Annotated in this window: 15 protein-coding genes; 3 read left to right on the top strand and 12 right to left on the bottom strand. The window is 59.2% G+C overall.

What is annotated here, in order from left to right; all coding sequences use genetic code 11:
- Window positions 1-458 precede the first annotated feature (458 nt).
- Window positions 459-1,577 (top strand): LOG family protein, encoded by a 1,119-nt coding sequence (locus AC1RDQ_RS17055; protein WP_057716152.1) that lies wholly within the window; start codon window positions 459-461, stop codon window positions 1,575-1,577.
- Window positions 1,578-1,621: 44 nt separating this feature from the next.
- Here the strand turns inward: AC1RDQ_RS17055 and recX are convergent, their stop codons facing one another.
- The 5 genes from recX to AC1RDQ_RS17030 form a co-directional block, all read right to left on the bottom strand.
- Window positions 1,622-2,089: a recombination regulator RecX gene (gene recX / locus AC1RDQ_RS17050; RefSeq protein WP_492587763.1), complete on the bottom strand. Its 468-nt coding sequence runs from the start codon at window positions 2,087-2,089 to the stop codon at window positions 1,622-1,624.
- Between the two features lie 8 nt (window positions 2,090-2,097).
- The gene (recA, locus tag AC1RDQ_RS17045) at window positions 2,098-3,156 is read right to left on the bottom strand and encodes a recombinase RecA (protein WP_007996915.1); all 1,059 of its coding nucleotides are present in this window, start codon (window positions 3,154-3,156) and stop codon (window positions 2,098-2,100) included.
- 83 nt (window positions 3,157-3,239) lie between these two features.
- Window positions 3,240-3,740: a CinA family protein gene (locus tag AC1RDQ_RS17040; protein WP_057716659.1), complete on the bottom strand. Its 501-nt coding sequence runs from the start codon at window positions 3,738-3,740 to the stop codon at window positions 3,240-3,242.
- Between the two features lie 118 nt (window positions 3,741-3,858).
- Window positions 3,859-4,200, bottom strand: a complete 342-nt coding sequence (locus tag AC1RDQ_RS17035; RefSeq protein WP_492587762.1) for a phage holin family protein — start codon at window positions 4,198-4,200, stop codon at window positions 3,859-3,861.
- 174 nt (window positions 4,201-4,374) lie between these two features.
- Window positions 4,375-5,109 carry a LexA family transcriptional regulator gene (locus tag AC1RDQ_RS17030; protein ID WP_057716660.1) on the bottom strand — a complete coding sequence of 245 codons (735 nt, stop codon included), beginning with the start codon at window positions 5,107-5,109 and terminating at the stop codon, window positions 4,375-4,377.
- A gap of 209 nt (window positions 5,110-5,318) precedes the next feature.
- On the opposite strand from AC1RDQ_RS17030, the gene mutS reads away from it, so the two are divergent.
- Window positions 5,319-7,898: a DNA mismatch repair protein MutS gene (gene mutS, locus AC1RDQ_RS17025; RefSeq protein WP_057716154.1), complete on the top strand. Its 2,580-nt coding sequence runs from the start codon at window positions 5,319-5,321 to the stop codon at window positions 7,896-7,898.
- Between the two features lie 142 nt (window positions 7,899-8,040).
- Complete coding sequence (gene fdxA / locus AC1RDQ_RS17020) at window positions 8,041-8,364, top strand: ferredoxin FdxA (RefSeq protein WP_007970729.1); 324 nt, start codon at window positions 8,041-8,043, stop codon at window positions 8,362-8,364.
- A gap of 471 nt (window positions 8,365-8,835) precedes the next feature.
- On the opposite strand, the gene rpoS is transcribed toward fdxA, so the two are convergent.
- The 7 genes from rpoS to fghA all read right to left on the bottom strand — a co-directional run bounded on the left by rpoS (window position 8,836) and on the right by fghA (window position 14,848).
- On the bottom strand, window positions 8,836-9,843 hold the full coding sequence (gene rpoS, locus AC1RDQ_RS17015) for an RNA polymerase sigma factor RpoS (RefSeq protein ID WP_007990225.1): 1,008 nt from the start codon (window positions 9,841-9,843) through the stop codon (window positions 8,836-8,838).
- 104 nt (window positions 9,844-9,947) lie between these two features.
- The gene (locus AC1RDQ_RS17010; RefSeq protein ID WP_090453404.1) at window positions 9,948-10,805 is read right to left on the bottom strand and encodes a peptidoglycan DD-metalloendopeptidase family protein; all 858 of its coding nucleotides are present in this window, start codon (window positions 10,803-10,805) and stop codon (window positions 9,948-9,950) included.
- A gap of 211 nt (window positions 10,806-11,016) precedes the next feature.
- Window positions 11,017-11,652, bottom strand: coding sequence for a protein-L-isoaspartate(D-aspartate) O-methyltransferase (locus AC1RDQ_RS17005; RefSeq protein WP_492587809.1), 636 nt, complete (start codon window positions 11,650-11,652; stop codon window positions 11,017-11,019).
- A 41-nt stretch (window positions 11,653-11,693) separates the two neighbouring features.
- On the bottom strand, window positions 11,694-12,443 hold the full coding sequence (gene surE, locus AC1RDQ_RS17000) for a 5'/3'-nucleotidase SurE (RefSeq protein WP_057716156.1): 750 nt from the start codon (window positions 12,441-12,443) through the stop codon (window positions 11,694-11,696).
- Entirely contained in the window at window positions 12,431-13,489 is a 1,059-nt protein-coding gene (gene truD, locus AC1RDQ_RS16995; RefSeq protein WP_492587761.1) for a tRNA pseudouridine(13) synthase TruD, read from the bottom strand. The genes surE and truD overlap by 13 nt, the downstream gene beginning before the upstream one ends.
- Complete coding sequence (ispF, locus tag AC1RDQ_RS16990; RefSeq protein WP_007970721.1) at window positions 13,486-13,959, bottom strand: 2-C-methyl-D-erythritol 2,4-cyclodiphosphate synthase; 474 nt, start codon at window positions 13,957-13,959, stop codon at window positions 13,486-13,488. Before ispF ends, truD begins: the two co-directional genes overlap by 4 nt.
- A 43-nt stretch (window positions 13,960-14,002) precedes the next feature.
- Window positions 14,003-14,848, bottom strand: a complete 846-nt coding sequence (gene fghA, locus AC1RDQ_RS16985) for an S-formylglutathione hydrolase (RefSeq protein WP_492587760.1) — start codon at window positions 14,846-14,848, stop codon at window positions 14,003-14,005.
- Between the last annotated feature and the right edge of the window lie 5 nt (window positions 14,849-14,853).

Here is a 14,853-nt window from a genome sequence, read left to right as displayed (position 1 = left end):
CACTCATGTTTGAGCAAAAAATCCTTGAACCGCTTGTATTGCGCGCCTTGCCGTTGACGCAAAGTTGTCGTGTCGCACCTGTAACTTAGTAAATCAGAGTGCAGCACACGCGACGTGCGTTCAGACGAGCGGTGAAAGCACCTTGCAAATCGTCAATAAGCGGTTGCCAGGAAAGACTTTGAGGCGCAATGATCAAGGCAGCGCAAATCACTGTGAAGGTCTAGATTTCAGGTTATCCACGTTCATTTTTCAGGGCTGGAAAGGGGCTGCCCGTCGCTTGTCGTATTGTGCGAATGTTTCTTTCATCCAAGGGAAAACAGAACCTGTTTGGATGATCCGGTGTTTTTCGGGTCAAGTAGATCGCCCAGGCATGGGCCGGGGCAGACAGCGACACATGAAGTGTCGTGGCACCGACGTACGTTGTCGGGCCGAGGGTTCTGTGCAGAAGGAGAAGTTGAATGCCTTACCAACCGAATGACCTCCTGAGCCGTCATTTTGAAGAAAGCGGCCACGACCTCATCAGCAAGGTCGAAGAACAGCTCAAGCTGATTTCACCCAACAGCCCGAACATCCCGATCTACCGCGATATGATCCTGACCGTGCTACGCATGGCCCAGGAAGACCACAACCGCTGGAATGCCAAAATCACCCTGCAGGCCCTGCGCGAACTGGAACAGGCTTTTCGCGTGCTCGAACAATTCAAGGGGCGGCGCAAGGTCACTGTTTTCGGCTCGGCCCGTACCCCCATGGAACACCCGCTCTACAGCATGGCCCGGGAACTCGGTGCCGCGCTGGCGCGCTCGGACATGATGGTCATCACTGGCGCCGGTGGCGGCATCATGGCCGCCGCCCATGAGGGCGCCGGACTGGCAAACAGCCTGGGGTTCAACATTACCCTGCCCTTCGAACAGCATGCCAACCCCACTGTCGACGGCACGACCAGCCTGCTGCCCTTCCACTTCTTCTTCACCCGCAAGCTGTTCTTCGTCAAGGAAGCCGATGCCCTCGTGCTGTGCCCGGGTGGCTTCGGTACCCTGGATGAAGCGCTGGAGGTGCTGACGCTGATCCAGACCGGCAAAAGCCCATTGGTACCCGTGGTGCTGCTCGACACGCCGGACGGCAAATTCTGGCAAGGCGCACTGGACTTCATTCACCAGCAACTGGAGGAAAACCACTACATCCTGCCCACTGACATGAAGCTGATGAAACTGGTCTACAACGTCGAAGAAGCGGTAGAGCACATCAACCAGTTCTACAGCAACTTCCACTCCAGTCGCTGGCTCAAGCATCAGTTCCTGATTCGCATGAATCACACACTCAGCGACCACGCACTCGAACACATGCAGGAGGCGTTCGCCGACCTGTGCCTGAGCGATCATTTCCATCAGCACGCTTACAGCGGTGAAGAACACAACGAAGCCGAATTCAGCCATCTGGCGCGGCTGGTCTTCAACTTCAATGCCCGCAATCATGGCCGCCTGCGCGAGCTTGTGGACTACATCAACCTGCCGGAAAACTGGGCACAATCAAAACCCCAGGTACAACAACGCACGCGGGAGCCGTCAAAGGTTTCGTGAGGCATAAAAAACGGCCCGCTATCTAAATAGCGGGCCGTTTCAGTTCAATCGTCCATCCCTCGACCGCTGAACAGGCGGTTGATCATTTCCATGGAGTATCCCCGATACGCCAGGAACCTGCCTTGTTTGGCTCGCTCCCTGGCGTCTGCCGGCAATTGCCCGGAGAACTTGCGTCGCCAGGTATCGATCAATTGCTCCTGCCAATCGATACCGATCTCACGCAGAGCGAGTTCAATATCGGTGCGCTGCAGGCCACGCTGGCCCAACTCTTCACGAATGCGTAAAGGGCCATAACCGGAGCGGGCGCGGTAGGAAACGAAACTTTCCAGGTAACGGGTTTCGGACAACAGCCCCTCTTCCGTCAACCGGTCGAGTGCTGTTTCGATCATTTCAGGGAGGGCGCCACGCTGACGCAGTTTACGCGTCAGCTCGACACGACCGTGCTCGCGTCGTGCGAGCAGGTCCATTGCGGTTCGCCGCACCGCGACGAGTGTATCGAGTACGGCGGTCATCGCTTCGATCAGATGTCAGCGTCAGCCAGGTCGTCTTCGGTCTCTTTGACCGCAGAAGCTTTGGCGTCCGCAACCGATGCAGGCGACAGCAGCTTGTCACGCAGTTGCTTCTCCAGCTTTGCCGCGACTTCCGGATTGTCTGCCAGGAACTTGGCCGAGTTGGCCTTGCCCTGACCGATCTTGGTGCCTTCATAGGCATACCAGGCACCGGACTTCTCGACGAAACCGTGCAGAACACCCAGGTCGATCATCTCACCGTTGAGGTAGATGCCCTTGCCGTAAAGAATCTGGAACTCGGCCTGACGGAACGGCGAAGCCACCTTGTTCTTCACAACCTTGACGCGGGTTTCGCTACCGACGACTTCATCACCTTCCTTCACCGCGCCAGTACGACGGATGTCCAGACGAACCGATGCGTAGAACTTCAGTGCGTTACCACCGGTGGTGGTTTCCGGGCTACCGAACATCACGCCAATTTTCATACGGATCTGGTTGATGAAGATCACCAGGCAGTTGGCGTTCTTGATGTTACCGGTGATTTTACGCAGTGCCTGGGACATCAGACGGGCTTGCAGGCCCACGTGCATGTCACCCATTTCGCCTTCGATTTCAGCCTTTGGCACCAGGGCGGCCACGGAGTCGACGATGATCACGTCAACCGCGTTGGAACGCACCAGCATGTCGGTGATTTCCAGGGCCTGCTCGCCGGTATCCGGCTGGGAAACCAGCAGGTCGTCGACGTTGACGCCCAGCTTGCCGGCGTACTCAGGGTCGAGGGCGTGTTCGGCGTCGACGAATGCGCAGGTCGCGCCGGCTTTTTGAGCCTGGGCGATCACGGACAAGGTCAGCGTGGTTTTACCGGAAGATTCAGGACCGTAGATTTCAACAATACGGCCTTTTGGCAGACCGCCGATGCCGAGAGCGATGTCCAGCCCCAGAGAGCCAGTGGAAATGGCCGGGATCGCCTGACGGTCCTGATCGCCCATACGCATTACGGCACCCTTGCCGAATTGACGTTCGATCTGACCCAGGGCCGCAGCCAAGGCTTTCTTCTTGTTGTCGTCCATTAAAGTCCTCACGTAATCAATAAGGCCTGACGGCCAACACCTGTATAAGTAGCCAGTATTATTCCACAGCGTTTCCGGATCGCCTACCCCTGATTTGAGATTTCTGCCGCGGCATAGCGCAGCAGCCCCTCTAGCGCGGCCTTCACCGTTTGTCGGCGGACGTCATCGCGATTACCCGGGAAGTGCTGCCGCTCGCAGAACACCTGATCTCCGACGCCCCAGGCCAGCCACACCGTGCCAACCGGCTTGTTCGCCGTTCCACCATCCGGCCCGGCGATGCCACTGACCGCCACGGAGAAATACGCGCTATTTTTCTCCTGCGCCCCCCGGACCATCGCCTCGACCACCTCGCGGCTGACCGCGCCCACGGTGGTGAACAACTCCACCGGTACATTCAGTTGCAGGGTTTTCTGTCGGTTGGAGTAAGTGACATAACCGGCTTCGAACCAGGCCGAACTCCCGGGGATACGGGTAATTGCCTCGGCGATGCCTCCGCCGGTGCAGGACTCCGCCGTGGTGACATGGGCATTGAGAACCTGCAGGCGTCTGCCGAGTTCGGCGGCGAGCTGGGTGATTTCGTTCACGGTCATCTCCTGATCGGGCGGGATGAGGTTAACCGTACACGAGCAGACCGCACTTGCAAGCGACAGGAACGATCAAAATGTAAAGAACCGGAGGCTCTGGAAAAGGCCTGTCGGAGAATCAATCTTCCACGTCACCGGAGGGGGTATGGCCGATCCCCATGCGCTTGGCCAGCCAACGCTCATACAACCCCAGAACGACGTCTGTCCCGGCCATCGCCGCTAAACAACCACCCGCACAAGCAGCCCAGATGGACACATTGGCAGCGTGCAGCAGCATGATGACCGAAGCGCCGCAGATCATGCTGGATCCAGACCGCAGGCTCAGGCGTCGGACAAGGGACCAGCCACGAATGCCCTCTTTTTCGGCACGCCACATTTCACCGGCAACGCCACCAAGGATTGGCAGGCTGATGACCAGCCACAAAGGCATGTCCAGCAATGCATATTGCTCAGCGGTCATTTCATGCCTCCTTGAGTGAGTGATCACAGCGCATTATTTAATAGTCAGGCAGCAACATTATGCACTTATGCATAATCAGTCAATGCACAAACGCATTACTAAAAGTATGCCCAATGCTTTCGGCACACGAAAAAAACCCGCTCGGGAAGCGGGTTTTATCTAAACGGATGAGTGTTAGCGGGCGTACATACCCCACCAGAAGACATGTCCGAGGATAACAATCGGCTCCTCCTGGATCTCCTGAAAGGTGTAATCTTCGTCCGGATGCTCGTCACGGTTGAAGCTGCGCAAGCGAATGCCGGTCGGCAGGCGATAGAGTTGCTTCACCCGCAATTGGCCGTTGTGATTGATTGCATAAAGGTCGCCGTCAACAATATCGCCAATGCCGCACTTGCCGGCATTGACCCCGACCGTGGCGCCGTCGCGTAGCACCGGCAACATGCTGTTGCCCCGCACTGTCACGCATTTGGCCTGGTCGAACTGCACGCCGTTATGGCGCAGGCTCCGCTTGCCGAAGCGCAGGCTAGAGCGCTCGCTCTCCTCGATAACGAATCTTCCCGATCCCGCAGCCAATTCAACCTCGCGAAGAAAGGGGACCGACACCTCGTCGTCATCGACAGGGGTATCGTCGTCCCACAGACTTATATCCTTGAGTTCCGAATGCACAGGAGCGCGCCCGGCATTGGCGGCAGACGAGACGTCCGCGCGGCCACGCAACTGGTCGGTGCTCAAGGCGAAATACTCGGCAATCTTCGAAACATGTTTATCCGAAGGATCGACGATCTTCCCGCTGAGAATGCGCGAGAGCGTGGATTGAGGCACGCCGGTGCGACGGTGAAGCTCCGTGGGGGAGATCCCGTGCTGATCGAGCAATGCCCTTAATACAGTAGATACGTTGCGCTTTTGCATAACGCGCATAGTGCTTGCACTTTTCGAAGAAGACAATGCCGATTTGCATAATCGATGCATAACATGATTTTTGCATCGTAAAGGATGTCACCCGGCCGTGGCGCCTGCGTCGGGCAGACCGCCCATGGTAACCTTGCGCCCATCGCGGAAAAGCCCGGCCGTTGCCCTGCTTTTGCCCCACCTCTTTCAACGAGCTTCCTGACAATCCGATGAATAAAGCCGTCTCCGACCTGTCCTCCCACACCCCGATGATGCAGCAGTACTGGCGCCTGAAAAACCAGCACCCGGACCAGCTGATGTTCTACCGCATGGGCGACTTCTACGAGATCTTCTATGAAGACGCGAAGAAGGCCGCCAAGTTGCTGGACATCACCCTGACGGCCCGCGGGCAGTCGGCCGGCCAGGCGATTCCGATGTGCGGGATTCCTTACCACGCCGCCGAGGGTTACCTGGCAAAACTGGTGAAGCTTGGCGAATCGGTGGTGATCTGCGAGCAGGTCGGCGACCCGGCCACCAGCAAAGGGCCGGTGGAGCGGCAGGTGGTACGCATCATCACGCCGGGGACGGTGAGTGACGAGGCGCTGCTCGACGAGCGCAGGGACAACCTGATCGCCGCTGTCCTGGGCGATGAGCGCCTGTTCGGCCTGGCGGTACTGGACATCACCAGCGGCAACTTCAGCGTGCTGGAAATCAAGGGCTGGGAAAACCTGCTGGCGGAACTGGAGCGGGTCAACCCGGTGGAATTACTGATCCCGGATGACTGGCCCAAGGACTTGCCGGCGGAAAAACGCCGCGGCGTGCGTCGCCGTGCGCCGTGGGATTTCGAGCGCGATTCGGCGCTCAAAAGCCTGTGCCAGCAATTCTCGACCCAGGATCTCAAGGGCTTTGGCTGCGAAAACCTGACCCTGGCGATCGGTGCCGCCGGTTGCCTGCTGGCCTACGCCAAGGAAACCCAGCGCACTGCCCTGCCCCACTTGCGCAGTTTGCGTCATGAACGCCTGGACGACACCGTGGTGCTCGATGGCGCCAGCCGTCGTAACCTGGAGCTCGACACCAACCTGGCCGGGGGCCGCGACAACACCCTGCAATCGGTGGTGGACCGTTGCCAGACCGCCATGGGCAGCCGCCTGCTGACCCGCTGGCTGAATCGCCCATTGCGCGACTTGACGGTGCTGTTGGCACGCCAGAGCTCGATCACCTGCCTGCTCGACGGTTATCGCTTCGAAAGACTGCAACCGCAGCTCAAGGAAATCGGCGACATCGAGCGGATTCTTGCGCGGATCGGCCTGCGTAATGCCCGCCCCCGCGACCTCGCCCGCTTGCGTGACGCCCTCGGCGCACTGCCCGAACTGCAAGTGGCAATGACGGAGCTCGAAGCCCCACACCTCCAGCAACTCGCCACCATCACCAGCACCTACCCGGAACTGGCGGCACTGCTGGAAAAAGCCATCATCGACAACCCGCCCGCGGTCATTCGTGACGGGGGCGTGCTAAAAACCGGCTACGACAGCGAACTCGACGAATTGCAGTCGCTGAGCGAAAACGCCGGACAGTTCCTGATCGACCTCGAGGCACGGGAAAAGGCCCGCACCGGCCTGTCGCATCTGAAGGTTGGTTACAACCGCATCCACGGTTACTTCATCGAGCTGCCAAGCAAGCAGGCGGAATCGGCACCGGCCGACTATATTCGCCGCCAGACGCTCAAAGGCGCCGAACGCTTCATTACGCCGGAACTCAAGGCATTCGAAGACAAGGCACTGTCAGCCAAGAGTCGCGCCCTGGCCCGCGAGAAGATGCTGTACGAAGCGTTGCTCGAAGATCTGATCAGCCAGCTGCCACCGTTGCAGGACACCGCCGGCGCCCTGGCCGAGCTGGACGTCTTGAGCAACCTGGCCGAACGTGCACTGAACCTCGATCTGAACTGCCCGCGCTTCGTCAGCGAGCCGTGCATGCGCATCAGCCAGGGTCGTCACCCGGTGGTCGAACAAGTGCTGACCACGCCGTTCGTGGCCAACGACCTGAGCCTGGACGACAACACCCGCATGCTGGTGATCACCGGTCCGAACATGGGCGGTAAATCCACCTACATGCGTCAGACCGCATTGATTGTGCTCCTGGCGCACATCGGCAGCTTCGTGCCAGCGGCCAGTTGCGAATTGTCGCTGGTCGACCGCATCTTCACCCGGATCGGCTCCAGCGATGACCTGGCCGGCGGGCGTTCGACCTTCATGGTGGAAATGAGCGAAACCGCGAACATCCTGCACAACGCCACCGAGCGCAGCCTGGTGCTGATGGACGAAGTCGGGCGCGGCACCAGCACCTTCGACGGTCTGTCCCTGGCATGGGCGGCGGCCGAGCGCCTGGCGCATCTGCGTGCCTACACGCTGTTCGCCACCCACTACTTTGAACTGACCGTCCTGCCGGAAGCCCAGCCGCTGGTGGCCAACGTGCACCTCAATGCCACCGAGCACAACGAGCGCATCGTATTCCTGCACCACGTGCTGCCCGGGCCGGCCAGCCAGAGTTATGGCTTGGCCGTTGCGCAGCTGGCCGGCGTACCGAGTGAGGTCATCACCCGTGCTCGCGAGCATCTGAGCCGCCTGGAAGACACCGCCTTGCCCCACGAAACACCGGCACCGGCCAAAGGCAAACCGGCCGCGCCGCAACAAAGCGACCTGTTCGCCAGCCTGCCGCACCCGGTGCTGGATGACCTGGCCAAGCTCGACCTGGACGACATGACCCCACGTCGTGCTCTCGAAATGCTCTATACACTAAAGACACGGATCTAACGCAGCGGCTTGCAAGCTGTTAGAATCTCGCGCGGTTTGGGATGCTGCTGGCTAATAGCCTGGCCAGCAGACTATCGCTCCCGAACCTGGCGACCCCTACGAGAAGGGGCGCAGCAAGCCGCGCCTGAGGAGAAAATTAGAAATGACCTTCGTCGTCACCGACAACTGCATCAAGTGCAAGTACACCGACTGCGTAGAAGTCTGTCCGGTGGACTGCTTTTACGAAGGCCCGAATTTCCTGGTGATCCACCCGGATGAGTGCATCGATTGCGCGCTGTGCGAACCTGAATGCCCTGCCGTGGCTATCTTCTCTGAAGATGAAGTTCCGGCCGGCATGGAAAACTTCATTGAGCTGAACGCTGAGTTGGCCGATATCTGGCCAAACATCACCGAACGCAAAGATCCAATGCCCGATTCCGCAGAATGGGACGGCAAGCCAGGCAAGATCGCAGACCTCGAACGCTGATTACCCCCGCGTTCGCGAAAAAGGCCCCACAAGGGCCTTTTTGCTTTTCTGCGGGCAAAAAAAGGGGCGGTTTGACCCGCCCACATTTTTTCCCTATTCCCTGTGTTCCTTTTCATCGTCCTGATGAATCGCGTCCTGCGATATCCATATCCCTCATCCATGAAGGACGTGTCTGTCCGTCGACACAACCTCAATACTAGAGTGTTCCCCTCCGGGATCAATCGGCCCTTGGCGCGAGATTCTGGTGTCACGCATCATTAATACTAAAAAATATTAATATAAATCAAAGATATACAAGCGATCGACGCTCCGAATGGACGACTGCCGGGGTGTAAAAATAACGAACACTTACGCAAGAGTAAGCCTAGGCTTACAGCACGAAACCAAAATCCCGAGGGGACTCGGTCTCCTGGCCAGGCAATAAAAAACCCCGAGCCAGTCGGGGTTTTTCATGCCATCGCAGTGAGTGCCTTATTGGAACAGCGACTCGCTCGACAGACCATTTTTTTCCAGGATCTCGCGTAGCCGCTTCAAGCCCTCCACCTGAATCTGTCTGACCCGCTCCCGGGTCAGGCCGATTTCCAGGCCGACGTCTTCAAGGGTGCTGCTTTCATGGCCGCGCAGGCCGAAGCGGCGTACAACCACTTCGCGTTGCTTGTCGGTCAGTTCCGAGAGCCATTGATCGATGCTCTGGGACAGGTCGTCGTCCTGCAACAATTCGCATGGATCGGTTGGACGGTCGTCAGTCAGGGTGTCCAGCAGGGTTTTATCCGAATCCGGACCCAGCGAGACGTCGACCGAAGAAACCCGTTCGTTAAGGCCGAGCATACGCTTGACCTCTCCCACCGGTTTTTCCAGCAGGTTGGCGATTTCTTCGGGTGAGGGTTCATGGTCGAGTTTTTGCGTCAGCTCCCGCGCGGCCCGCAGGTACACGTTCAGCTCCTTGACCACATGGATCGGCAGCCGGATGGTCCGGGTCTGATTCATGATTGCGCGTTCGATGGTCTGGCGAATCCACCAGGTCGCGTAGGTCGAGAAGCGGAAACCGCGTTCCGGATCGAACTTCTCCACCGCCCGGATCAAGCCGAGGTTGCCCTCTTCGATCAGGTCCAGCAGCGACAGCCCACGATTGACGTAGCGTCGGGCGATTTTCACCACCAGTCGCAGGTTGCTTTCAATCATGCGTTTGCGCCCGGCCGGATCGCCACTTTGCGACAGGCGCGCAAAATGAACTTCTTCTTCGGGTGATAGCAGGGGAGAGAAACCAATTTCATTGAGATACAACTGCGTGGCATCAAGTGCCCGCGTGTAGTCAATGTACTTGTGCTGTTTCAAGGATGCGGAGTGTTTGGATTTGGCACGAACGGAAGGTGGAGCCGCCCCTTCATCATTCGACATCGAATCCGTATCGATGCTGCTCTCCATCAGGAGAACCTCATCGTCGATGTCAAACTCCGGCACTTCTTTACTGAGAGCCATTGTTATAGTCCTTTGGTGAGTTCGACCTCAAGCTCAAGCGGCGCCTTTCTCCCTGGCAACGCTGGAGCCTGTCCCCTCTACGCGACGGAACAGGCTGGTAGCGATCAACGGCGTGGCAGGAATTGCAGCGGATCTACAGGTTTACCTTGGCGGCGAATCTCAAAATGCAGTTTCACCCGGTCTGTACCCGTTGACCCCATTTCGGCAATTGTCTGTCCGACCTTGACCTGCTGCCCCTCCCGAACCAACAGCCTGCGGTTATGTCCGTAGGCACTGACGTAGGTTTCACTGTGCTTGATGATCACTAATTCGCCGTAGCCCCTTAAGCCACTCCCGGCGTATACCACCGTCCCATCAGACGCAGCTAAAACAGGCTGTCCCAAATCTCCGGCGATATCAATTCCTTTATTCAAACTACCGTTTGAAGAGAATTTTCCAATCAGAATGCCATTAGATGGCCATCCCCAGCCGGTCGGGGCTGGCCCGGGAGGTGGCAAAGGAGCAGGGGCTGGCTTGCTCGCGACGGACGGTACAACCGTCGTTGTGCTGGTGGTCGTACCGTTTGCCGAACGACGGATGACCGTGGTTTTACTCGACGACGAAGGTGTTGAGCTGGACGAGCTGACCACCGCCGTCGACGTTGAATTTGTACGACCATCAAAGCGAATCGTCTGACCCGGACGGATGGTGTAAGGCGCAGGAATGTTGTTGCGTGCCGCCAGGGCCTTGTAGTCCCAGCCGTAACGGAAGGCGATGGAGAACAGGGTGTCCTTGGGCCGAACAATGTATTGCCCGGTGGTCACGGCTGGACGCTGAGCCGCGGCATTGTTACGGTCCACGACACGAACATCGCTGGACTTGTTGCTGGAACAACCGACCAGCAAAGTGCTCAAGACAAGGCCAGTCACCAGGCGCTGAAAGCTCGTTTTACTCATACGCTGCGCAATGACTGTGAGACTCACCCGCCGCTCCCTCTGTGGTGGCTGAAAATGTGAAATGCCGGAGTCCGGCATGAACTGTCGCAAGTATAACGGGCTGTGCACGCTTTACCTTTAATGTGGCGAATCGGTGCCGCGCACACGTTTGCTGCCTGACGATGAATCCCGTTTAACACAACGATGCCGCTGTAAGACAAAGGCAATCGAAGAGAATTCAGCGTGCCGAAACAAATGCTCAGGCCAGTGGCCCATTGAGCAGTGGCACGAAGCGCACAGCCCCCAGGACATGCCTGGAAATACCTTGTTCCTCGCGGATGATCAGCATCAATTGCTGGACTTCGCCGGCCCCGACCGGGATCACCATTCGGCCTCCCGGTGCCAACTGGTCAAGCAATGCCTGGGGCACGTCGGTTGCCACTGCGGTGACGATAATCCCGTTGTATGGTGCCAGTGCCGGCCAGCCCTCCCAGCCATCGCCCCAGCGGAACACCACGTTGCGCAGATTCAGTTCGACCAGGCGTTCCTTTGCCCGATCCTGCAGAACCTTGATGCGCTCGACCGAGAACACACGCTCGACCAGTTGCGACAGCACCGCCGTCTGATAGCCCGACCCGGTGCCGATCTCCAGCACCTTGTCGAGCGGACCGGCCTCCAGCAGCAGCTCGCTCATGCGCGCCACCATATAAGGCTGGGAGATGGTCTGGTTGTTGCCAATCGGCAGCGCGGTGTCTTCATAGGCACGGTGCGCCAGCGCTTCGTCGACGAACAGGTGGCGCGGGGTCCGGCGAATGACCTCCAGTACCCTGGCGTTGGAGATGCCTTCTTCGTACAGGCGCTGGATCAGCCGCTCCCGGGTTCGCTGGGAGGTCATGCCGATGCCGCGACGCAGCATATCGTCTTGTTCGCGACCCATCAGCGCAGCCCCTCCAGCCAGCCGTCCAGACTTCTGAAGGCATCATTGAAGGTGCGATCCAGTTGCAGCGGCGTGATCGAAACATAACCCTGCATCACTGCATGGAAATCGGTACCCGGGCCACCGTCTTCGGCATCCCCGGCCGCCGCGATCCAGTAACCGGACTTGCCCCGCGGATCCACCACTTTCATCGGTGCCGCGGCTCGGGCGCGATGGCCCAGGCGGGTCAGCTGGATACCGCGGATGCGGTCCAGCGGCAAATTGGGAATGTTCACGTTCAGTACCGTACGCGGTGGCAGATCCAGGTCAGCATGGGCTTCAACCAGTTTGCGCGCGAAATGGGCAGCTGTGGGAAGGTTCTCTACCTGGCGTGAGACCAGCGAAAAGGCAAACGAGGGGTGATTCAGGAAACGCCCCTCGAGGGCCGCCGCCACCGTGCCGGAATACAGGACATCGTCCCCCAGGTTCGCACCCAGGTTTATTCCGGAAACCACCATGTCCGCTTCGCGCTCCAGCAGGCCGTTGAGGCCCAGGTGCACACAATCGGTCGGCGTGCCGTTGAGGCTGATAAAGCCGTTGGCCAGGGTTTGCGGGTGCAACGGACGGTCGAGCGTCAGCGAACTGCTGGCGCCGCTCTTGTCCTGGTCCGGGGCGATAACCACGCACTCGGTGTAATCCGCCAGCGCAGCATAAAGCGCGGCGAGACCGGGTGCTGTTACCCCATCGTCGTTAGAAATCAGAATACGCATGGGCTGTCCGTCTGCCCCACCGGCACCAGATCAACAAGCTCGCGCACCAATACGGTGGCGAAGCATCCGGCCGGCAGGACGAATTCCAGTTGCAGAATGTCAGGCTCGGGATAATGCCACGTCAACCCGCCAATGGGCAGCCGCAGGATGCGACGTTCGTGGCTCATACCGGCGTTAATCAACCAATCGCGAAGGTCTGCTTCGCGCGCGGCGATTGCCTGCTCCAGTTCATGGACAACGCCCGTGGCCGGCGAGTCACCTTCGCCCCACTGCGGGCCGGTCGGGTGCAGATCTAGAATCGCCAGGCGCGGGTCGCTGCACTCGGCTTCGCCTGCCGGGAAAAAGCTGCGGCTGTCGGTGAACGCCAGCAGGTCACCGACCTGGGCACGCTCCCAGGTGCCATCGGCGACGCGTGCAGCCAACACCTGGTTGAACAGAAAACTGCGGGCGGTCGAGAGCAGACGCGAACGTACGTTGCGCTGCTCCGGCAAGGCCTTGCGCGCGGCCCAGGCGCGAGCATCGACGACGTTGCCGCCGTCATGGCCGAAACGCTGGGCCCCGAAATAATTGGGGATGCCTTGTTTGGCGATCAGTTGCAGACGCTCTTCAAGCGCAGCCTTGTCGCCAGCGAATTGCGTCAGGCGCAACGTAAAACCGTTGGCCGAGTGGGCACCGCGTTGCAGTTTGCGCTTGTGGCGGGCGGTCTTGAGGATCTTCAGCGTATCGTTTTCCGCGGCCGACAGATCAGGGTCGGCCTTGCCCGGCAATTGCACGCTGAACCACTGGCGAGTTAACGCCTGACGGTCCTTGAGTCCGGCATAACTGACGGTGCGCAATGGCACGCCGGCAGCCTTGGCAATCCGTCGCGCCGCTTCTTCAGTATTCAGACCACGCTTTTCCACCCAGATCCACAGGTGTTCGCCTTCGCCACTGAGGGGAATGTCGAGGACTTCGTCGACCTGGAAATCTTCGGCGATCGCTTTCAGGACCGCCGTGCCGAGGGCCTCACCGTAAGCCCGCGGGCCGAGCAATTGCAGTTCGTTCATGCGCGCAGCAACAAGGCAACGGAGTGCACGGCAATGCCTTCTTCGCGACCGACAAAGCCGAGCTTTTCGGTGGTGGTAGCTTTCACGTTCACTTGATCCAACTCTACTTGAAGATCCGCGGCAATCAGCGCGCGCATCGATTCGATATGCGGGGCCATTTTCGGCGCCTGGGCGACGATGGTGTTATCGACGTTGCCGACTTTCCAGCCTTTGGCATGGACCAGTGCGACGACGTGACGCAACAGCGCACGGCTGTCGGCGCCCTTGAATTGCGGGTCGGTATCCGGGAAATGCTTGCCGATGTCGCCCAGCGCCGCGGCGCCGAGCAAGGCATCGCTCAAGGCGTGCAAGAGGACGTCACCGTCAGAGTGGGCGAGCAGCCCGAAGCTGTGTGCAATGCGCACACCGCCCAGAGTGATGAAATCGCCTTCAGCGAAACGGTGCACATCATAGCCGTGGCCAATACGCATAAAAAAACGCCCCGATTTTTGTCAGGGCGTGATTCTACCTGCATTAGCCAACCAGAGCATGCGCGTGATGCCGCAAGTGCTCATCGATGAAACTGGCAATGAAGAAATAGCTGTGGTCATAGCCCGGTTGCAGGCGCAACGTCAGCGGGTGACCGGCCAGTTTGGCCGCCTGCTGCAAGGCTTCCGGCTTGAGCTGGTTGGCGAGGAAGTCGTCGCGATCACCCTGGTCGACCAACAGCGGCAGCTTTTCATCGGCCTCGGCAATCAACGCGCAGGCATCCCATTCGCGCCATTTCGAACGGTCCTCTCCCAGATAGCGGGAAAAGGCTTTCTGCCCCCACGGGCAATCCATCGGGTTGTTGATTGGCGAGAACGCCGACACCGACAGATAGCGCCCCGGATTGCGCAAGGCGCAGACCAGCGCACCGTGGCCGCCCATGGAATGGCCACTGATACCGCGCCTGTTCGACGCCGGGAAATGGGCTTCGACCAATGTCGGCAGTTCCTGCACGACATAGTCATGCATCCGATAGTGACGCGACCAAGGCTCCTGAGTGGCATTCAGGTAAAACCCGGCGCCGAGGCCAAAGTCCCAGGCGCCATCCGGATCACCCGGCACGTCCGGACCGCGAGGGCTGGTGTCCGGTGCGACGATGATCAGCCCGAGCTCCGCGGCCATGCGCATGGCGCCGGCCTTCTGCATGAAGTTCTCGTCGGTGCAGGTCAGGCCGGACAACCAGTACAACACCGGCAGCTTGCCGCCCTGCTCCGCTTGCGGCGGCAGGTAGACGGCGAACACCATGTCGCAGCCGAGCACTTCCGAGCGATGGCGATAGCGTTTGTGCCAGCCGCCGAAGCTTTTCTGGCAGGAGATGTTTTCCAGGCTCATGGCGG

This window comes from Pseudomonas sp. GW823-FHT02E01, assembly GCF_058797535.1.
The sequence above is the reverse complement of the archived record's forward strand: the minus strand, read 5'-3'. Positions and strand labels throughout refer to the sequence as shown.

Coding starts and splice junctions, on each gene's coding strand:
- AC1RDQ_RS17035 (WP_492587762.1), bottom strand. CDS start 4,200: ATGACCGCTGAGCAATATGCATTGCTGGACATGCCTTTGTGGCTGGTC.
- recA (WP_007996915.1), bottom strand. CDS start 3,156: ATGGACGACAACAAGAAGAAAGCCTTGGCTGCGGCCCTGGGTCAGATC.
- surE (WP_057716156.1), bottom strand. CDS start 12,443: ATGCGTATTCTGATTTCTAACGACGATGGGGTAACAGCACCCGGTCTC.
- AC1RDQ_RS17030 (WP_057716660.1), bottom strand. CDS start 5,109: ATGCAAAAGCGCAACGTATCTACTGTATTAAGGGCATTGCTCGATCAG.
- AC1RDQ_RS17005 (WP_492587809.1), bottom strand. CDS start 11,652: ATGACCTCCCAGCGAACCCGGGAGCGGCTGATCCAGCGCCTGTACGAA.
- fdxA (WP_007970729.1), top strand. CDS start 8,041: ATGACCTTCGTCGTCACCGACAACTGCATCAAGTGCAAGTACACCGAC.
- recX (WP_492587763.1), bottom strand. CDS start 2,089: ATGACCGCCGTACTCGATACACTCGTCGCGGTGCGGCGAACCGCAATG.
- rpoS (WP_007990225.1), bottom strand. CDS start 9,843: ATGGCTCTCAGTAAAGAAGTGCCGGAGTTTGACATCGACGATGAGGTT.
- fghA (WP_492587760.1), bottom strand. CDS start 14,848: ATGAGCCTGGAAAACATCTCCTGCCAGAAAAGCTTCGGCGGCTGGCAC.
- truD (WP_492587761.1), bottom strand. CDS start 13,489: ATGAACGAACTGCAATTGCTCGGCCCGCGGGCTTACGGTGAGGCCCTC.
- AC1RDQ_RS17055 (WP_057716152.1), top strand. CDS start 459: ATGCCTTACCAACCGAATGACCTCCTGAGCCGTCATTTTGAAGAAAGC.
- mutS (WP_057716154.1), top strand. CDS start 5,319: ATGAATAAAGCCGTCTCCGACCTGTCCTCCCACACCCCGATGATGCAG.
- ispF (WP_007970721.1), bottom strand. CDS start 13,959: ATGCGTATTGGCCACGGCTATGATGTGCACCGTTTCGCTGAAGGCGAT.